At 43.7% G+C, this 18054-nt stretch carries 22 protein-coding genes; 20 read left to right on the top strand and 2 right to left on the bottom strand.

What is annotated here, in order from left to right; all coding sequences use genetic code 11:
- Positions 1-76 precede the first annotated feature (76 nt).
- From R8N47_RS08515 to R8N47_RS08420, 20 genes are all read left to right on the top strand, one after another.
- Positions 77-490: a YscW family type III secretion system pilotin gene (locus R8N47_RS08515; RefSeq protein ID WP_054579559.1), complete on the top strand. Its 414-nt coding sequence runs from the start codon at positions 77-79 to the stop codon at positions 488-490.
- Between the two features lie 609 nt (positions 491-1099).
- Positions 1100-1960, top strand: a complete 861-nt coding sequence (locus R8N47_RS08510; RefSeq protein WP_005377191.1) for an AraC family transcriptional regulator — start codon at positions 1100-1102, stop codon at positions 1958-1960.
- Between the two features lie 148 nt (positions 1961-2108).
- Positions 2109-3089 (top strand): T3SS regulon anti-activator ExsD domain-containing protein, encoded by a 981-nt coding sequence (locus R8N47_RS08505; protein ID WP_025768113.1) that lies wholly within the window; start codon positions 2109-2111, stop codon positions 3087-3089.
- A gap of 12 nt (positions 3090-3101) precedes the next feature.
- Positions 3102-3530: a YscB family type III secretion system chaperone gene (locus tag R8N47_RS08500; protein ID WP_017821346.1), complete on the top strand. Its 429-nt coding sequence runs from the start codon at positions 3102-3104 to the stop codon at positions 3528-3530.
- The gene (gene sctC / locus R8N47_RS08495) at positions 3527-5401 is read left to right on the top strand and encodes a type III secretion system outer membrane ring subunit SctC (RefSeq protein ID WP_064353990.1); all 1875 of its coding nucleotides are present in this window, start codon (positions 3527-3529) and stop codon (positions 5399-5401) included. Before R8N47_RS08500 ends, sctC begins: the two co-directional genes overlap by 4 nt.
- A 5-nt stretch (positions 5402-5406) precedes the next feature.
- The gene (sctD, locus tag R8N47_RS08490; protein ID WP_017821344.1) at positions 5407-6708 is read left to right on the top strand and encodes a type III secretion system inner membrane ring subunit SctD; all 1302 of its coding nucleotides are present in this window, start codon (positions 5407-5409) and stop codon (positions 6706-6708) included.
- Positions 6695-6898 (top strand): EscE/YscE/SsaE family type III secretion system needle protein co-chaperone, encoded by a 204-nt coding sequence (locus tag R8N47_RS08485; RefSeq protein ID WP_005377198.1) that lies wholly within the window; start codon positions 6695-6697, stop codon positions 6896-6898. Before sctD ends, R8N47_RS08485 begins: the two co-directional genes overlap by 14 nt.
- An 18-nt stretch (positions 6899-6916) precedes the next feature.
- Positions 6917-7165: a type III secretion system needle filament subunit SctF gene (gene sctF / locus R8N47_RS08480; RefSeq protein WP_005377199.1), complete on the top strand. Its 249-nt coding sequence runs from the start codon at positions 6917-6919 to the stop codon at positions 7163-7165.
- A gap of 3 nt (positions 7166-7168) precedes the next feature.
- Positions 7169-7528 (top strand): YscG family type III secretion system chaperone, encoded by a 360-nt coding sequence (locus tag R8N47_RS08475; protein ID WP_005377200.1) that lies wholly within the window; start codon positions 7169-7171, stop codon positions 7526-7528.
- Positions 7525-8160, top strand: a complete 636-nt coding sequence (locus R8N47_RS08470; RefSeq protein WP_064353988.1) for a YopR family T3SS polymerization control protein — start codon at positions 7525-7527, stop codon at positions 8158-8160. The genes R8N47_RS08475 and R8N47_RS08470 overlap by 4 nt, the downstream gene beginning before the upstream one ends.
- Before the next feature lie 8 nt (positions 8161-8168).
- Positions 8169-8513, top strand: coding sequence for a type III secretion system inner rod subunit SctI (gene sctI / locus R8N47_RS08465; protein WP_005387149.1), 345 nt, complete (start codon positions 8169-8171; stop codon positions 8511-8513).
- Complete coding sequence (sctJ, locus tag R8N47_RS08460; RefSeq protein WP_086012989.1) at positions 8513-9259, top strand: type III secretion system inner membrane ring lipoprotein SctJ; 747 nt, start codon at positions 8513-8515, stop codon at positions 9257-9259. The genes sctI and sctJ overlap by 1 nt, the downstream gene beginning before the upstream one ends.
- Positions 9252-9917 carry a SctK family type III secretion system sorting platform protein VscK gene (gene vscK / locus R8N47_RS08455; RefSeq protein ID WP_054728547.1) on the top strand — a complete coding sequence of 222 codons (666 nt, stop codon included), beginning with the start codon at positions 9252-9254 and terminating at the stop codon, positions 9915-9917. Before sctJ ends, vscK begins: the two co-directional genes overlap by 8 nt.
- Positions 9896-10534: an HrpE/YscL family type III secretion apparatus protein gene (locus R8N47_RS08450; RefSeq protein WP_064353986.1), complete on the top strand. Its 639-nt coding sequence runs from the start codon at positions 9896-9898 to the stop codon at positions 10532-10534. Before vscK ends, R8N47_RS08450 begins: the two co-directional genes overlap by 22 nt.
- A 185-nt stretch (positions 10535-10719) precedes the next feature.
- Positions 10720-11151 carry a type III secretion system chaperone gene (locus R8N47_RS08445; RefSeq protein WP_054575038.1) on the top strand — a complete coding sequence of 144 codons (432 nt, stop codon included), beginning with the start codon at positions 10720-10722 and terminating at the stop codon, positions 11149-11151.
- 3 nt (positions 11152-11154) lie between these two features.
- Positions 11155-12318: a VopS family T3SS effector adenosine monophosphate-protein transferase gene (locus R8N47_RS08440; protein ID WP_017821339.1), complete on the top strand. Its 1164-nt coding sequence runs from the start codon at positions 11155-11157 to the stop codon at positions 12316-12318.
- A 255-nt stretch (positions 12319-12573) separates the two neighbouring features.
- Positions 12574-13020 (top strand): type III secretion system chaperone, encoded by a 447-nt coding sequence (locus tag R8N47_RS08435; RefSeq protein ID WP_054575037.1) that lies wholly within the window; start codon positions 12574-12576, stop codon positions 13018-13020.
- Between the two features lie 10 nt (positions 13021-13030).
- Positions 13031-14008: a type III secretion system effector VopR gene (vopR, locus tag R8N47_RS08430; protein WP_054575036.1), complete on the top strand. Its 978-nt coding sequence runs from the start codon at positions 13031-13033 to the stop codon at positions 14006-14008.
- A 230-nt stretch (positions 14009-14238) separates the two neighbouring features.
- Complete coding sequence (locus R8N47_RS08425; protein WP_005377211.1) at positions 14239-14697, top strand: CesT family type III secretion system chaperone; 459 nt, start codon at positions 14239-14241, stop codon at positions 14695-14697.
- A 9-nt stretch (positions 14698-14706) separates the two neighbouring features.
- Positions 14707-16185 carry a hypothetical protein gene (locus tag R8N47_RS08420; RefSeq protein ID WP_054575035.1) on the top strand — a complete coding sequence of 493 codons (1479 nt, stop codon included), beginning with the start codon at positions 14707-14709 and terminating at the stop codon, positions 16183-16185.
- 89 nt (positions 16186-16274) lie between these two features.
- Here R8N47_RS08420 and R8N47_RS08415 read toward each other — a convergent pair whose 3' ends face one another.
- Both R8N47_RS08415 and R8N47_RS08410 read right to left on the bottom strand, forming a co-directional pair.
- Positions 16275-17177 carry a DMT family transporter gene (locus R8N47_RS08415; RefSeq protein WP_374040949.1) on the bottom strand — a complete coding sequence of 301 codons (903 nt, stop codon included), beginning with the start codon at positions 17175-17177 and terminating at the stop codon, positions 16275-16277.
- Positions 17178-17283: 106 nt separating this feature from the next.
- Complete coding sequence (locus tag R8N47_RS08410; RefSeq protein WP_054575033.1) at positions 17284-17994, bottom strand: helix-turn-helix domain-containing protein; 711 nt, start codon at positions 17992-17994, stop codon at positions 17284-17286.
- Positions 17995-18054 lie beyond the last annotated feature (60 nt).

Raw genomic sequence — 18054 nt, 5'->3', positions numbered from 1 at the left:
CTTTTATATTTTTACATAAAGAATTGTGTGAATTTCAAATGAGCTAGATTATATAAAATAAGTTTATGGGGTCATAATGAACAATTCTATATGGGCTGGTTTTATTGGGTTATTCATACTGAGTGGGTGCAGTCAGACTGTGTCCGTTAATGGGGTGGATGGCTTTGATACACAGAGTCAGGCATCAGTCTATGGTTGGGTTTCTGTCGACGGCTACTTTCCACCTTCGATTACTTCTCTTGAAGTGGAAATATGTAAAGTTATTGATAATCAATGTCTTAAGTCGGCATCTCAGAGCTACCAAGGCGTTCAGTTGCCTGTGCAGTATTCGTTTTTAATTGCACCAATTCAAGCTGGTGAAGGAAAAATGAAGATTATTGGAAAGCTTTATTCAAACGGTGAGCTCGTTGCTGAAAAAGAAAAGAACTATTTATTTTTAGAGGGAAATAAACAAGAAAACTTGATTCTTGTTCCAAAAATAAACAGATAAAATTTTAAGTACTACATTTTTATTAGAATTTTCTAATTTATAAAAATAAAGACCATATCTTTCCTTTTGTGAAAGATTTGTTGTCTTTTATAAACATTAATTACATGACTTTGAAGTCATCGGGTCAGTTGTTTTTTAGACTCATACTTGTTGCAAAAACAGTATTTTTTATGATTATATCTCGCTCCTTGAACACGTTGGCTTGGCGTTTTAGGCTATAAAACATACATTTTTATGATTTTGGAAATTTAATTTTGTTCTCGAAACGATGCCAAAATCTATTTAATTGTATTCTAATGTATAACAAAACAACCAAGCTTAAATAACGAAATGATATTTAAGTTTTGGCTAATGATAAACGCTATCTGATAAAAATAATAAAGACGGACAGCAGAAATTTACTAAGTCAAACTTTTACCTTTAGGTAAAGGTAATGCTTGGGTTATTCGCTAATTATTCGGGGGGTATGGTAAGTGATAGAACTTCTATGCTCTTTTCTTTGCTTCTTTAATTCATACAGCAGTACTTAGAAATAACAACAATCAAAGTAGTGCTTTGAAAGTTTCTCAACATTTGCACTGAGAAACTCAAAATAATGAAGGGTAGAAAATGGATGTGTCAGGCCAACTAAACTCAGAAAGGGTCGACTCGAGTTCACGAAAAATTCGTAGTTTTTCCTGCTATGAAAAATCTGACGAAGTATTTCACTCAGACCAGTCTCACATTGTTGTCGTTCACAATGGTCAGCTTCGAGTTCAAACAGGTGATTGCACAATCGATGTTGCTGCAGAAAATGGGGTATTTCTATCCCAAGGAGATTACTTGTTAGAGTACTCTCCGCTAGATGGGGCATACAAAGCGTCGATTATTGCCTACGACAATGAACTCGTTAGTCAGTTGCTGCAAAAACACAGTGATCTCTTGATGATGCTGCCTAAGGTAGACAAAGTTTGTTCTGGTTTGTTTACTTTTGGTTTGAACATACTCGTTGAACAAGTGCTTTCTAGCATGCAGACGCTTGAGCAACAAGCGTACCCTGATGCCATTATGTGCCTAAAATACGAAGAACTACTCATTCTCTTGCTACACAGCAAAGGAGGAGAATCACTGTATGCGTTGCTGTCACAACAAACAAACCGTACGTCGGAACGGTTACGTCGGTTTATGGAACAGCATTACTTAAAAGAATGGAAGTTGACAGACTACGCGCAGGAGTTTGGTGCCAGCTTAACCACTTTTAAAGAGCTTTTTAATGAGCACTATGGCATTTCTCCAAGAGCCTGGATCAGTGAGCGTCGACTACTGCATGCTCATAAACTGCTGTTGACGAGTAAGATGAGCATCGTAGATGTGGCGATGGAGGCAGGGTTTTCCAGCCAGTCTTACTTTACGCAGAGTTACCGTCGTCGTTTTGGAACGACCCCAAGCCGCGTACGTTCGGGAGACGATCAAGTGGCTATCGCGAAATGAAATGACTTGGGACTAAAATTTTCTGACTAATTTTGAAAGTCACTCACCAGTGTAAATTCTATTATGTATCGTGTAACAACGAACGATTAAAAATTATTACATCTCTTTCTTTCTGGATTGTTCGAAAGGGGTGCGGAGACGAACATAAATGAAAAAGCAGCATTGGCGACGCCGTTCGCTTTTTCCAGACAGCATAGTGACACAGCGGAAAGTGACTGTTTTACAAAGAGGAGCTCGTTATGAAAGCGCCTCGAAACCAACGCAGGATCTCAATGTTGTGCACGTCAATCACCGACAATTGTTGAGTGAAGGCGTCATAAATTATGAGCAGTTATCTTTACTTCAACGCTTGTTGGATAGAAATGTCGTCGATAGCTTGTGCGCTAGCCAGTTAGTAAAAACGTATCAAAAACTTGGTGCTTCGATAGACCGGTTTGCCATGCGTTTATTTTTGGAAATTGGATCGCAGCTCAGTGATAGCAGCACAATCACAACGTTCGAACAAAGGCTGGACTACATCAACTCTCGTCTGGGCTTTCGCTTTAATTTGGCTGTCCCAAAAACGTTGATGCTTTGTTTCCATTTATCACTCAACGAGTGGATTAACCGACAAGTCGATCAAAGTGCTCTTCATGCTTCGATTAAAGTTGAACAACTTATCAATCAACTCGATATTCAGAAGGAATATTGGTCGAAGCTATCAGGGGAAGACACCAGTGCCGTCTTTGTTCAACAGCAACTCGATCTCATTAAGAGCCAGCAGCATCAACTTAAAAAGCAACTTGGGACGTTAAGCGAACAACAGTTGCAAGTGATTGAATGTCATCGTTCGTTAATTGAGAAGTGGCAACCGTCTTTAGACGAGCTGAAAGGGTTCGCGGAGTACACCTCTACAACCGAACAATTTATTTCTGAGTGGAAAAATTGGTGTTCGGAAGTGCGACTTGAGGCCCCCGAGCTGAACGAAGTTTGGGATGCATGCGATGTGGTTTACAACGACCAAAATGCGGTTGCGAAAGTATGGCAATGGTTCAAGAACATGCAAACTGTTGGTGATATCGATCACTACTATTTTGATACTCAAAGTGGTCAGTGCGGCCAGGCTTGCAATCACCTCAGCCAGATCTAAATAGGGCGTTAAATGTTAGATAAGATGATGAAATCTTTAGCGGAAGCGCTAAAGGTAGGGGATTTTATTGCCTCAGAAAATGGTTCTTACAACATCGAGGTTGACCAGTTATCACTGACCATCAAGCAACATGCGTCATGGATTTTATGGGAAGCGACGTTACCCTTCCAGTTTAAAGAGCATCTAGATTATCAACAAGAACAAGCGTTACAACGTTGCATGCAGCTCTCATTAAAAACCATTCGTGAGGATGGCGGCGTACTGACAACCAATGATGATCAGCAATTGATTTTGCAAAGTAAAGTAAGGGTTGAGGACTGTTCGGTGGAACGGTTCTCTGCTTTGCTTTCTAAGCACGTCAATCTATGCGAACGTTACATTGCATTACTGGAACAAGCACGCGTGAACCACACAATCAACCATACAGTGTGGTTACCATGATGCTAAAAATCTTTCCCAACATTAGGCGTGCTGCAACAAAGGCATTGTTATGCGCAGTGAGTGTTGTTCCTTTGGGATACGCGCAAGCAACAGACTTACACTGGCCCGAACAACCGTTCCGCTACTATGCAGATAACGACTCATTAAAAGAGTTGTTGAATAACTTCGGTGCAAATTATCGTGTCTCGGTTTCTGTTAGTGACAAAGTCAACGATCGAGTGAATGGGCGTTTTACCCCTGAAGATCCCGCGGAATTCCTCGATTACTTATCGCAAGTGTACAACTTGATGTGGTATTTCGATGGTGCCGTCTTACATGTCTATAAGGCGACAGAAACTCGCTCACGTTTACTTCAATTGGAATTACTTACGGCTAGAGAGCTACGCAGTACGTTAATTTCCACCGGCGTTTGGGATTCTCGTTATGGTTGGAGAGCCGCTGAGAGCAAAGGGTTAGTCTATCTTGCGGGTCCTCCACGTTATGTCGACTTAGTGGTACAAACGGCGGAGGCATTGGAAACGCGCTTGCTGCAGAAATCGAATTCAACCGACGAATTATTCGTTGAGATAATTCCTTTGAAGTACGCTTCTGCAACGGATAGAGAAATTGCATATCGAGATCAGACAATTACGGTCCCGGGCATCGCATCGGTGTTAAAACGGGTCGTGTCTGGTGTTCAAACGCAAGTGGCGAGTGCGTCTAGCAAAGAAGTTACCAGTCCAGATAAGCCTGTAAAAAGTAATAAAACCGCCTCAGTTCATGGTGGCGCAACAGTTGAAGCAGAGCCGGGCCTTAATGCGATTATCGTTCGTGATACTCAAGCACGATTACCGCTCTATCGTAAACTGGTCGCGCAATTAGACCAGCCGCAATCAAGAATTGAAGTCGCGCTATCGATTGTCGATATCAGTGCCAACGATTTAAGTCAGTTAGGCGTGGATTGGCGAGCAGGAGTGTCTGTCGGAAACAACCGCATTGTCGATATCAAAACAACAGGTGATGTGAATTCGGGGGATGTGACGCTCGGCAGTGGACAGAACTTTAAGTCCTTGCTTGATTCAACCAACCTAAATTACTTGCTGGCTCAAATTCGTTTATTGGAATCCAAAGGCAGTGCTCAAGTGGTTTCAAGACCAACATTGTTAACTCAGGAAAATGTCGAAGCGGTACTGAACAACAGCAGCACGTTTTACGTCAAGCTGGTTGGTAAAGAAACCGCAGCGCTGGAAGAGGTCACGTATGGCACGTTACTGAGAATTGTCCCACGTATCGTTGGTGATAGATTTGCTGCACGACCTGAAATTAACCTGAGCCTTCATCTCGAAGACGGTGCAAAGATCGCTGATGGTGGCGTCGATGATCTTCCTTCCGTTCGTAAAACTGAAATCAGCACCTTAGCGACGGTTAAACAAGGGCAAAGCTTACTTATCGGTGGTGTGTACCGAGATGAAGTGAGCCATCAGTTACGTAAAGTGCCATTGCTAGGAGACATCCCATATTTAGGCGCGCTGTTTAGAAGTAATACCAATACTAAGCGCCGCACAGTACGAATGTTTATTTTAGAACCTCGAATTGTTGTGGATGGTATTGGCGATAGTGTGTTGATTGGCAACGAATATGACTTGCGACCAAGTATAGGCAGGCTTAACAACATCTCCAACAATAGCGCTGAATTTAAATCGGTAGTGGAAGTATATAGCTGCACATCGAGGGTTCAGGCCGAGCGCTATCAACAAGACTTATTGTCACAGAAAAAGTCGTCTCAATTAACGCAGTGCCAATTACCAACAGGGCAAAAGGGTTGGCGGGTGAAAGTATTGGAATGTGATGACTCACAAAGTGAGTGTGTGCGCCCTTCAGAGGAGTCTTAACCGCGATGCAGCAATGGAAAATTCGTATTTTATCAGGCGTGCATACCGGAGTAGAAGTCACCTTACCTGAAGGTGCTCTCGTGCTTGGCAGTGACGACTTTATTGCTGATCTTGTACTGTCTGATGCTGGGGTCGAAGCGAACCATTTCACCCTCGTTTGCCAGCAAGACTCGGTCATTTTACGAGGCTGCGAAGAGGCAAATATTAACAGTGAAGACATCGCTGTTGCAGGTGATGGTATCGAGTTGTCACGCCATGCTGTTGTCTCGGTCGGCGTTGTGAAGTTCGCTCTGGGATACGCGGAAGATGCGTTAATTGTGAGTAACGTCAGCGACGAATCTAGCCAACAGAATACACCTGTGGTTGCTGTGCAACGCTCTAGCTGGAAAAAAACAACGCTCATCGCTTTGCTTTGTAGTTTTGTCCCGAGTGTCATTTTTGCCGGTATGTGGTACAGCCAAGCTAACGGAAACAACAATGAAATTGTTACAGAAGCAGAACCCATTGTTTTGGTACGTAACATCTTAGGCGAGCTCAAACTTAGCGACGTTCGTGTGGAATGGAATGCCGCCGCACGCCAAGCAGTCCTAGAGGGTTATGTTGAAGACCGAACACAGAAACTCGATCTGCTTGGTCGAATTGATGTCTTGGGCATCAATTACAAAAGTGACTTAAGAACGATGGAAGAAATCCGTCGCGGGGTTCGATTTATTTTGCGCAACCTCGGCTATCACCAAGTGAAAGTCGAAAATGGCGATGAGACCGGCACACTGCTGCTGACGGGCTATATCGATGATGCAAGCCGCTGGAACCAAGTTGAACAAATCTTGGAGCGAGACGTGCCTGGTCTTGTTGCGTGGAAGGTTGAACTGCAGCGAGCGGGTGCCTACATGGATACGCTAAAAGCGTTATTAACGGATGCGGAGCTACTGAAGAAAGTCCAGTTGGTCACCAGCGGTGATCGCATCGAAGTTCGTGGTGAGCTTGATGATATCGAAACGACTCGATTTTACGGTGTGACCCGAGACTTCCGGGAACAATATGGTGAGAAACCGTACTTAGTTTTGAAATCCATACCTAAGGTGAGTAAAGGCACTAACATCGATTTCCCGTTTCGTAGCGTTAACTTTGGCCAGGTTCCATATGTGATTCTGACCGATAACGTTCGCTATATGGTCGGTGCAAGAACGCCTCAGGGCTACCGAATATCCAGTGTTACACCTGCTGGTATTGAGTTGGTTAAAGGCGGGCGGGTGATAACAATAGAACTTGGATATGAAGGCGAGACGAACAATGACAAATCTTGAACAAATTTTAAATAACGACACAAACGGTGCGGAAGTGCACAAGATTAAGAGCAAGCTCTTAGAAGCACAAGCGGTGGTGAAACGTCAGTTGGATTTAGGGTGCTCACCACAGCAGTACCAATTGCTACTCAAACAGTATGAAGCTTACACAGCCGCCCATGCGGTCGTTGAATCATACGAAGCTAACTAAAAAATACGAGGAAGTCTTATGTCATTTTACGATGCTAGTAACAGTGTAAACCTTGATGATGTTAAAGCTAAGTTAGAACAACAAGCGAAAGATGCCAACACAGAAGTGACGGCAGCCATCAAGAACCTAGAAACCAATGCCGATGATCCATCAAAGCTTGCCGAGCTTCAGCACGCGATCAACAAATGGTCTGTTGTTTACAATATCAATGCGACCACCACTCGTGCGATTAAAGATGTGATGCAGTCGATTCTCCAGAAGGTGTAAAGCATGGAACGAGAAACGCGCCAACTGCTGGCTGAAATCGCGCTGATGGCAACAGGTATGCATCGTCATCAAGAAGCCAACACGATTGCAGATGGCCTTGAAGCAAGCTCAGGTTCTGAAGAGACCGTTGCGATGATTCGTGCAATGAGCCTCATGAATAAAGGCTTGTATGAAGAGGCTCATCAATTACTCGAACCGCTTTGTAACGCCTATCCAGATCTGATCAGCTTAGCGGCTCTTGCTTCTGCCAAAGCCGGTTTACTGAGCAAAGCGGAAAGCTGGGTAGAACTTGCGTCACAAGGAAGCGAAGAAAGCCAAGCATTTGCTGCGAGCTTTTCTCAGGACATTAGGAATCTTGGATGATCATTGATTCAAGTAACCTAAGTCTTCAACACCAATCTTTGCGTCAGTCGGAGTCGCGCCATTATGAGCGGAGCGATGAAGACAAGATGAAAGCACTCATGGAGCGAAGTGACAAGCAAGAGCAAGTTTCACATGTTTCTCCAAAAGAGACGCTAGAGAAAACAGAAGCCAAACTGGCGGATATTAAAGCGTGGTACGAATCATTAAAAGACGCAGAGGTTGTCAGTAAACAAAGTGTCTTATCATCGTTAAGTGAAGCGTTCTCCGACCCTCAAGTTAAACGAGAGGCAATGTGGTACGCCTTTCATGAGGCGAAGAGTGCAAAAGGCAACGAGCAGCCACAATCTGATTTGTTAAAGGTGTTGAAGCAGGAGTTACTAGGGAATTTTTCGGGACAGCTTATTGCCGAACCACCTGCTGATAAAACAGCACTAAAAGCAATGCTAGCGCAGCATTTTCTACTGGGTGCCCAGAAAGAACAAGCCTTATGGCATTGCTGGGCAGAGTTGAAGTCGTTACCTAATATGGCATCAACACTGGACATGGTTCGTGATGAACTTAGCTTCATGATCCAAAAAAATGCGATGGTGAAAAACATCATGACTCACAGTCACAAGTTAGATTTATCTTAGGAGTACATATGATAAACACGCAGTACACCGAGGTGATGCAAACCAACATTGATAAGTTGCAGGATGCGCAAGTCGAAGACGGTTTAAGCGAACGTTTTGAGCAAGCCATGTCGGTTCCCGAGGCAAGTAATGGCCTGGAGGGCGGTTTGCTAGAAAACATCAGCGAGTTGAAAAACACTATCGATAACGCGAAAAGTAACCTGCAAGACAACATGAAGATGGTGGGTGATGATCCGGCGCAATTACTGCAAATGCAGTGGGCGCTGACACGCATTACTTTTCAAGAAGAGCTGATCGCGAAAACCGTGGGTAAAACCACACAAAACGTAGAAACCTTATTGAAGGCACAATAGTGATGATGAATAAAATGAGAGCAGTTTTCATCATGCTCACGTTGTTTCTGGTAGGTTGTCAGACCGAGTTATACACCAACGTTACTCAGAAAGAGGGTAATGAGATGTTGTCGATCTTACTATCCGAAGGTGTCGTTGCAACAAAAGAACCTGACAAAGACAACACCGTCAAGTTAATGGTAGACAGTTCTCAAATCGCCTTCGCGGTAGATGCGCTAAAGCGAAAAGGTTATCCAAGAGAGCAGTTTTCCACACTGAAAGAAGTGTTTCCCAAAGACGATTTGATCTCGTCACCATTAGCAGAACGAGCACGTTTGGTATACGCGAAATCTCAAGAGCTCTCCTCAACCTTATCTCAGATTGATGGCGTGCTAGTGGCACGTGTTCATGTTGTTTTGGAAGATCAAGATCTGCGTCCAGGAGAGCGTCCAACTCCAGCTTCTGCCTCCGTATTTATTAAACACGCGGCAGATATTGCGCTTGATTCATATGTTCCGCAGATCAAATTATTAGTGAACAACAGTATTGAGGGGTTGAACTACGATCGAATCAGCGTAGTGATGGTACCCTCATCAGAGGTTCGAGTTGCTACTCAAAACAATCAATTTAAAAGCATTTTGTCGGTTCAGGTCACCAAAGAGACGGCGAATAATCTTATCGCCATTTTGGTGTTCTTGGTAGCGGCACTCATCGGCTCGAATATCGCTACTTTTACATGGTGTCGTAGGAACACGAAGCGTGGTTAAACCAGAAACACCACTCGCGCAGGTACAACACCAGTTTAACTATGCGCCTTGCCAGTACATCCATAGAAGTTGGATAGAGCAAAAGCAGCCTTGGTTACTAAATATCGAAGGCTGGAGAGATAACCCCATGTTCAACCAATGGTGTATCAATGAGTGGGCGTTATCTCCCGTTCCTGAGACGGCTTTTAACAGACCTTGTCATAGTTTGGCATTGCTCCCGACAGACGCGTTGAATCAACTCGTATTGATGGTGGGTGGAGCTTTGCATTGTGTTGCGATGCGAAGCGTTGTCTTAAAACACCCGAAACAGGTTCTGAACAACGTTTTTGGTTTGGAAGGCGCTCGGTTCTTAATTCAAAACGGGCCGATGCTGTTATCCAGCTGGCCGCAAGGCTGGCAGCGTTCGTTACCAGAACTACTGGATGAAAGGTCTGTTGAAGCAAGCATGAGGGCGCTGGGATATTTTTGGATGAGGTTTATTTTGATTAACTCACCGGAAGATGTTGTTCTTCGTTGGCAATTCAAATTAGAAAAGCAACTTAGCGAAAACGCAGAAACAGCTAACTGGTTGGAAGCGGATCAACGAGATCTGGCGTATCGACTCACAAAAAAAATCGCAAAACAGGTTATTCCTCAATGGTTTCATTTGTTGAAATAAAAACAGACAATTTGCAGCTGGCACCTGGCTTAAAGGTGCTGAAAGCGAAAGATTATGCCAGTTATCTGGATTCGCAACACTTAGTTGAAGCCGCGAACTCCAAAGCTGAAAGCATCATTGCTAATGCCCAACAAGCCTACGAAACCGAAAAACAACGTGGTTATCAAGATGGCCTTGCACAAGCCAAGATTGAAAATGCGCAAACGATGGTTGAAACCTTAGCACGTTGTAATGACTACTATCAGCAAGTCGAAGAAAAAATGACAGGTGTGGTGTTAGAAGCAGTACGTAAGATCATCGATACCTTCAATGATGTCGATACCACGGTGAGTGTAGTTCGAGAAGCGTTGCAACTGGTGAGTAACCAAAAGCAGGTCATTTTACATGTCCACCCAGAGCAGGTTGTTGAGGTGAGAGAAAAGGTGGCTGGTGTATTAAGTGATTTCCCTGAAGTCGGTTACGTTGACGTGGTAGCAGATGCGCGCTTGAAAAATGGAGGCTGCATTTTGGAAACAGAAGTTGGGATCATCGACGCCAGTATTGATGGACAGCTGCATGCATTAAAGCAAGCCATGGTGAAGCAGCTCAGCGAGCGTAAAATTACGATTCATGAATAAACCTCAAAAACTCAGCACTTGCTGAGTTTTTTCATTTTAATGCCTTTAAACAAAAAAAATCCGACCATTTCTAAAATATTCACTGCCATAAATCCTTAAGAATACACCTAAGAAAGCTGCTTAGTTGATAAGTGTTGCAACCAAGCAGCGCCTCTAAAACAACAAAAATAGGATTATTTAGTTGAATGGCTAATGGATTTATAACTTCTTTACTGACAGATTTTGCCAGCCGCTGCCAATTGGAGCCGTTGGTTTTTGATGAGGATGATTGTTGCCATCTACTCGTTGAGCAAAACACAGCAATCACAATTCGTGCACAAGAAGATCGTGTGACGCTTATCGGGCTAATTTCAGGTGATAAACCGAGTGCTGATATTTTGCATCAACATATGAAAGGTGCCTTAACGCAAGGCTCTCCAGCGGTATGCTGGGAGGAAGAGACCGGATATATCGGTTTCATACACCTGCCTCAGCAACTGCTAACTGCATCTTTTTTCGATGAGTCATTTGCGAATTTCATCGAGTGGTTAAAAAGTGCGAATACACAAGAAGTAACCAATAAAACAATCGAAGTACCGGAAACGAATACCACTCATTTTTCCACATTAAGGGTTTAAAGCATGATCAGTTTTGGAAGTGTTAGCGCGTTGCAGGTCGCCATGCCGCAAGCTCGTAACGAGATACTTAACGAAGGTAAGCTGAGTATTGGTGGCAAAGAATACCAAATCAACGCAGCGACCCAAGAATTTACTCGCGCCAATCCTACGAATGGTGCGGTAGCGCGATTTTTTGAAGCGACAGGAAAACTGTTTCGCGAAGGTAGCCCACAATCGGTAGCGAAAGCCCTTACAAAAGCCGTATTTGATAATGAGCAAGGACAAGCTCAGCGTTTACAAGCTGCTTCTTCTGTTGAGCATGGACAAATGTTCTTCAAAGATGGAAGCATAAAAACCGCATCAGATGTCTTAAATGCCTTTGCGAAGTTAGACAGTAAATCAGTTCAGTCGAACTCTGCTGAGCTAAACCAGTTAGCTGAGCGAGCGATGACAGAGGCAATGTTAGAAACCGATTCTGGTAAAAACCTCACATCACTGATTGGCGAAAGTGCAGCGAAGTTGCTTGCTGGACGTGTAGTAAAAGACTACGGCGGTGGTGTATCTGCAGCGCAGAAAAACCCGGCAGGTAGCATTAATCAAATGCAAGCGGTGTTTGATATGGAGGTGATGCATCTTAAATCGGCGCAACGTCATATCGAAGGTCTAGCAAGCACCGATCTAAGCCAAGGTGTATACGCTGAAGGACTGGCAGAGGACGCGTTTAACAAAAGTGGCGTAACCAATAATGTTGAAAGAGCTGCGGCGTGGATCATTAATGCTTCTAACTCTAAAGGAAACGATGCCGAAAATATTACGTCTTTACTGAAAGAATACGCGTCTAATGGTAAAGATTTATTGAATATGGAAAACCTAAAAGAGCTACACGCTCGATTGGTGCCTAATGTTGAGCGTGATTACCGAGGGCCAAATATTTCGGGTGGCACTTTGCCTTCAAGTATTGGCGGTGAGGGCATGTTAAAGCAGCACATTGAAGGCTTTTTGAAAGAGAACCCTGTAGAAGATAAAGACTTAGGTAAGCATTTGTTCGCCGGAGTTATCGGGTACCATGGCTTTACCGATGGAAATGGTCGCATGGGTCGCATGCTATACGCGATAGCAGAACTTCGTAACGACTCGTTCAATCCTTTAGCTATGGATGCAGAAAATAGCCTTCACGGTATTAAGTGATTTTTTACTTCTATTTAATTTTTGGAGCGGCGATTGCCGCTCTTTTATTTTCCAGCTTAACCTTAATTTTTCTTCTCAATAAAACGGCTAATAGCAATAAAAATGAGACGTTGAAATAAAGTGTCGGTTTCTATCTCGCCATAAAATCTCTTTTATCCTTATACGCTTATTTAAATGAGCCGTTATACCCAAGTGGCTTCGCTGCAATAAATATATCGATGTCACTTAGTTATAATAAATTAGACAGGACACAACATGGATACAGGAAAGATTAATATACTTCTCTCTGAGCTAGGAGAAGTGCTGAACCTTGAGCGCGTGACAGCGTATGACAATCAAATGTGGTCACTGCATTTTGCTGAAAACAACAGTGTCGATGTTCTGCTCGTAGAGGAAAAAGGCGAGTTATTGATTTCCAAAAACCTGCTTATAGAACAAGATGATATTACGCTAGATAAACTTCAAGTTTTACTTGAATACAACTTCTTGTATCGAGAAACAGGTGGTGTGCAGTTTTGTGTGAATCCAACACGCAAAGACGTTGTTCTTCAAGTTGCTATCGCGGCTGGAAGTGAACTCACCAACATTGCTAACTTAATCATTCAGTTGAACGAATTAGTTGATACTTGGGGACAGTTATTTCAAAACAACACGGTTGTAGATTTTAGCCAAACAGACGTACACGCATTTATTCAAGTTTAAGGCATCACACATGGTCAATATTAATACATCGCAAATGCACTCGTTGAGTCAGTTAACGTCACATTTGTCGACACAAAATCAAGCTGACGACAAAGAGGTTCGAGCACACAACGGTAAAGATATTTTTGTTAAAGAGGGCGCACCAAAAAATAAAAGTATCAGCGCGCGTATTAGCCACCAGAATAAAGCGAAAGATATTGTAGTGAACCTGCTTACTAAGCAGGGTATTCCTAAAGATGTTGCGAAGCTGATGCTGAAAAATGTGTTGAACGGTGAAAACAAGTTAACGCTTGGGAGCCTGAAAAATCTTGAGAGATTGTCGTCTGGTCCTAGCTCAAATTGGCCCACTTCACAAACGGCAGCCTCTTCTTCCAAAACCAATAAAGCCTCATCGAGTGTCGCGCTTATCAACGAACATAAAGCCAACCTTCAAAAGCTTGGTGATTTTGCCTGTACGGACTTAAATACGTTCGGTGTTAAGGGGTCACAGTTTTATGAAACAAAAGGAAAGCCACGACTAAAAGAGCTTCACGCGGATCAAGCGCGAATCATGCAAGATCACAGAGCGACGATGTCCGCAAACGGAGTTCAAGCTGCAGCACAAAGAGGAACCGCACCGCAATTAAGCACTCTACAGAACATTGCTAAGGCAGTACAAACCGCGAAAGCTGGCTGCTGTACTACATTTGCCTTTGCTGCCGCCGCTGAGATGATTCAAGGCATGTCAGGAACACCTGAAAGTGAACCCAAAGTAGAAGTGGTTGCGTTTAAAAAGGGTCATTCAGGTACACACCTTTATGTACTGGTTGGTCGACAAGAGGGGAGCGACATAAAAGATCCATCAACGTGGAGTAAGGATGTGAAAATTGTTGACCCGTGGGCGACATCTGCATTCGGTGCACCAATGTTTGGAGATGCACAACGACCACCTGTTTCGAATATGTTCCCGCCAACAGAAGTCATTTTTGATAGCCATAAACTGGGTTAGTCACTCTGCAAAAGAAGTGAGCAAATACACCATGCTAAGCATCTAACCTTTATTGAAAGAGCAGCTCTGAGCTGCTCTTTTTTATTACTCTGGCAACTCGATTTTAGAGCGAGATTTCTGCGGAAAACCTCACAATGAAGGCGAAAAAGTGACAAAAATAAAGCCATTACCGACATCGTTCAATCTGCAATCGTTGTTCAATAGAGTTATTGAAACAAAAGGAAAAAGTTATGAACACGATTCAACAACTGCTCTTGGAGTTTTGCCAACTCAATGAGTTGCCCGAACTGAATTTTGAAGAAAATGAACGTTGTCAGCTACTGGTCGATGATCGCTACATGTTGTATTTCATCGCGACAGATACGGATGATTTGATGTTGTCTGTAACGTTCGGAGGGTTAGAAAAATCCGGTGAACAACGACTAAAAGGTTTAGAGCTTCTTGCTCATGCTAACTATCAAGGAATTGGTAGTGGCAACCTCGCACTTGCTTTGGCTCCAAACGGTCGACAGCTTGTCTTAGCAGGACGTAAACCCGTTGAGCATCTAAATACGACGAACCTTACCGCTTGGTTTCACGAAGTTATTGAACAGGCCGAGCTGTGGCAAGCGCGTTTCGCAATGTTGGATCAAGCGATTCCAACCACCTCTAATCATGAACAAGCTCATGTTCAATCACTTCGTGTGTAGGAGAGAAAAATGGTTAATACAACACAAAAAATCAGCCAAAGCCCAGTACCTGATCTAGAACAGTTTCGTGCAGTTGCTGCGCAAAAAGATGATCGAGTGATCAGTAAAAGAGGTGAAGTAAAAGAACCTTCCACATTCCACAAAGGTCATAAGTTTGCTTCTATTCACGAAGGCGTATTGAGAAGCAAATACACTAAGTTTTTCCAAGAAAACATCAAAACTCACCTTGATTTAAAGCAGGCGCTACTTAAGCAAGAAAAACCTGAGGTTGCGCTGTTGGCTTACTCCCTAGTGAGTCCTTCAGGCTATCGCGGTGAGCCACTTACTGAGCGTAAAATCTTAGAAGTTGTCAGCCTATTGGATGAAATAAAAGTGAGCAGCGATACGTACCAGCAGCTTAAAAATACGTTTGATGCGATCAGCAAAGATCCGCGTATGCAGGTGAGTTTAGAAGCCCAGTATCCAGGAAAAATGGATGGCTTCGCTGCTGAACTGTTACAGATGGGCAAAGAAAAGCTAAAAGGTTCTGGTGTGAACGCCGTTATTAACTTGGCATTACCTGGCGTTGGCTTATTGATTTCTACAGGTCGAGAGTTGCACAAAGCGGCCGTAAATGGTGATGCTGAGGCTTACCATCATCAGTTAGAACAAATTTCACAGCTGCCAGGGCGAGATCAACGTCTTTCTATGCCGATGCAGCAAACCTTGGCTCAAGGTCATGCGATACTGTCGGCTGAAGGTGGCATTGGAGCTACGTTAGGTATGGCGACGGGGAGCCTGGGCACGTTCGGTGTTAGCTCTGTAGCAACGGTGGGCGTCACACCGATAGCAAAAGAGGCAATCGGTTCTGCGGCAACGACTGCTATCATGAGCGGCGGTGGTTTGGTGGCGAACCAAGCTGGGGCATACGGGTTAAATACGGAAGTAAAAGAGCAACTTATGCAAGGCGAAATGTCTGGTGTTTTACCTAGACTTGAAGTTTCCAATGCAAAAGGAGACTTTACCTTCAGTATGCAAGATCCGGCTTCTGTCCGCGCATTAATGGCGTACCTTGGCCCTAAGGAGGATACTGCAATGACTTCTCCTCAAGCGCCTAAAGAAGCACGAGAGATGGAAGCCGCTCGATTAACACTGAAAAAGATGTTGGGTTCAGAGCCAAGTGAGCACTTGGTTCCTGACGTAGATTCTATCTTGAAGCTAAGCCCAGAGGATGCCCCAAGTCAAACCGAGTCTATTGCTAACGGGGCGTTTAAAAAACTGTTAGGAGAAGATTGGGATTGGCTCATGCCAGCTGTTCGAGCGATTGATAAAGGGGAAGCAAGTAAAATAAACGAAAAGCTAACCTACAAGCTCCCCCTAGATGCAGCAAACGGACGGGTTTATCTTGATAAATGCCCAAACCTGAGTGACGTCCAATTAGATGCGCTAGAAAAACTAGGCTCACCAAGTCAATTGCGATTGATGTATTTGGCAGAAGGCTGGGTGTAATTGCAAATGGTAAAGTAGGGGGTAGGTGCTGCTCCTTACTTTATCTACCGTCAGCGTTCCTTTTTGGGGCTGGCTCATATCCATTGAATTTAACTTTTCGACTGAAGAAACAAACACACAAGTGTCAACGTTATACCAACCCAACCAATGAAAGAAATTTCTTCCCCAACAATCGCAACTGCTAGTGCGGCTGCGATAACAGGTTCAAATAGCGTGAGTATGCTAGCTCCACTGGCTGTAACAAACCGTAGCCCAAACCCAAAAGCGACGTAACCTAACCCCATTGGAATCAAGGCCATGTAGAGCATGACCGTCGTATTAGTTGACGATGCAAATAGATTATCACCCGTGATGAAAAGTGTTGGTAGAAGCAAAACTCCACCAATACCAAAAACACTTCCCATGGCCGTTTGCGATTCAATGCCGTGGTCAATCATAGCCTTTACTCCCCATGAGTAAATGGCGTACGTCAAACCTGCCAATAGGCCAAGTAATACACCCCAATGCTTCATATCATGATCAAATAGACTATTTGCGGATGACTCAGAAGCCAGCAACAAGGTAATTCCAATGACCCCGATTGCGAAACTCATCATCCAGCGTTTGGTTATGGTCTGATTTCGGCTAAAGAGACACTCTAACAAAGCAGAAAAGAAAGGTGCAGTGGAGATAGAAACAACCGTACCAATAGTCACACCGGCGAATCGCATTGATGAATAAAAAGCCAGTGGGTAGGTGGCTAAGGCGATAATACTAACCAGTAACGTTTTCTTCTTATGTACGACTTTTCGAAAATCTCTCTTCAGTGACTTCGCAGACAGACATGCTTGCATAAATCCACCAATACCCATAGAAAATGCGCCAATGGCGAGAGCACTGACATCCGGTGCCAAGCTGGCAGCGGTGCCCGTCGTTCCCCACAGGGTTGAAGCAAAAAGTATGGATAAAGTTCCTAATTGATAGTCGGTGAAATGTTTTTTTAACACTGTAATTTCTACCTAGTGAATGGCTGTTTTAGGGTAGAAAGAATAAAAGAAAGCGATAGAGATTTTTGTGCTGAAAAGACGGAATACTTGTTCCAGAAGACTATTTTAGTGACTATCGGGAAAACTCTCTAGGAGACATACCAAAATGCATTGAAAACCGTCGACTAAACGCGGAAAGGTCACTATAGCCAACTCGTTCAGCTATCAACTGAACTGGAAGGTCTGTATGAGTCAGTAGTGCTTTGGCTTTTTCCATACGTTGTAGTGTAATGTACTTATGGACGCTCACTTTTAGCTGCTCTTTAAAAAGCTTTTTAAACTGCGTCGGACTCAAGCAAGCGGCATTCGCTAATGAGGCAATGGTGAGTGGCTGATCAAGCTGCTCGGCGATCACAACCTGTACATCTCGAATACGCGAATCCACGGAGCGAGACCGCTTTTGCTGCTCCAGCAACAGATAGAAGGTTGCAACCATTGAGTTTTCAATTTCATCATTAACCTGATACTCAAGTTGCTTTTCGACAAACTGGATAAAGCTCAGTAGAGGCGGGCTAATCGAAAACACAGCCACACTACTATCCATCAAATGAGTGGGCAAAGTGGTCATATCCGCAACAATAAAGCGTGATGACTCTTCGGCATTAAAACCGTGAGCACAACTTTTGGGGATGACTATGCAGTCGCCAACCGCCACCTTTCCGACATAACTATCCATATCAATCTGTATGTTGCCCTGGAGAGGAAGCACGAGTTGATGATAATCACTATGAGTATGTCGGCTCATACGTTTCGTGTAGGAGCGAATGCTTAAGCTAGATTTCATAAAAACAACATACAGTTAAAGGATACCGCATTATAGCGTTGAAAGTATCGAGGTTGAAAG

Source organism: Vibrio sp. 2132-1, assembly GCF_033344315.1.
The sequence above is the reverse complement of the archived record's forward strand: the minus strand, read 5'-3'. Positions and strand labels throughout refer to the sequence as shown.

What these genes read in the sequence shown, in the direction of transcription:
- R8N47_RS08515 (WP_054579559.1), top strand. Translation starts at nt 77, where the DNA reads ATGAACAATTCTATATGGGCTGGTTTTATTGGGTTATTCATACTGAGT.
- R8N47_RS08510 (WP_005377191.1), top strand. Translation starts at nt 1,100, where the DNA reads ATGGATGTGTCAGGCCAACTAAACTCAGAAAGGGTCGACTCGAGTTCA.
- R8N47_RS08505 (WP_025768113.1), top strand. Translation starts at nt 2,109, where the DNA reads ATGAAAAAGCAGCATTGGCGACGCCGTTCGCTTTTTCCAGACAGCATA.
- R8N47_RS08500 (WP_017821346.1), top strand. Translation starts at nt 3,102, where the DNA reads ATGTTAGATAAGATGATGAAATCTTTAGCGGAAGCGCTAAAGGTAGGG.
- sctC (WP_064353990.1), top strand. Translation starts at nt 3,527, where the DNA reads ATGATGCTAAAAATCTTTCCCAACATTAGGCGTGCTGCAACAAAGGCA.
- sctD (WP_017821344.1), top strand. Translation starts at nt 5,407, where the DNA reads ATGCAGCAATGGAAAATTCGTATTTTATCAGGCGTGCATACCGGAGTA.
- R8N47_RS08485 (WP_005377198.1), top strand. Translation starts at nt 6,695, where the DNA reads ATGACAAATCTTGAACAAATTTTAAATAACGACACAAACGGTGCGGAA.
- sctF (WP_005377199.1), top strand. Translation starts at nt 6,917, where the DNA reads ATGTCATTTTACGATGCTAGTAACAGTGTAAACCTTGATGATGTTAAA.
- R8N47_RS08475 (WP_005377200.1), top strand. Translation starts at nt 7,169, where the DNA reads ATGGAACGAGAAACGCGCCAACTGCTGGCTGAAATCGCGCTGATGGCA.
- R8N47_RS08470 (WP_064353988.1), top strand. Translation starts at nt 7,525, where the DNA reads ATGATCATTGATTCAAGTAACCTAAGTCTTCAACACCAATCTTTGCGT.
- sctI (WP_005387149.1), top strand. Translation starts at nt 8,169, where the DNA reads ATGATAAACACGCAGTACACCGAGGTGATGCAAACCAACATTGATAAG.
- R8N47_RS08450 (WP_064353986.1), top strand. Translation starts at nt 9,896, where the DNA reads ATGGTTTCATTTGTTGAAATAAAAACAGACAATTTGCAGCTGGCACCT.
- R8N47_RS08445 (WP_054575038.1), top strand. Translation starts at nt 10,720, where the DNA reads ATGGCTAATGGATTTATAACTTCTTTACTGACAGATTTTGCCAGCCGC.
- R8N47_RS08440 (WP_017821339.1), top strand. Translation starts at nt 11,155, where the DNA reads ATGATCAGTTTTGGAAGTGTTAGCGCGTTGCAGGTCGCCATGCCGCAA.
- R8N47_RS08435 (WP_054575037.1), top strand. Translation starts at nt 12,574, where the DNA reads ATGGATACAGGAAAGATTAATATACTTCTCTCTGAGCTAGGAGAAGTG.
- vopR (WP_054575036.1), top strand. Translation starts at nt 13,031, where the DNA reads ATGGTCAATATTAATACATCGCAAATGCACTCGTTGAGTCAGTTAACG.
- R8N47_RS08425 (WP_005377211.1), top strand. Translation starts at nt 14,239, where the DNA reads ATGAACACGATTCAACAACTGCTCTTGGAGTTTTGCCAACTCAATGAG.
- R8N47_RS08420 (WP_054575035.1), top strand. Translation starts at nt 14,707, where the DNA reads ATGGTTAATACAACACAAAAAATCAGCCAAAGCCCAGTACCTGATCTA.
- R8N47_RS08410 (WP_054575033.1), bottom strand. Translation starts at nt 17,994, where the DNA reads ATGAAATCTAGCTTAAGCATTCGCTCCTACACGAAACGTATGAGCCGA.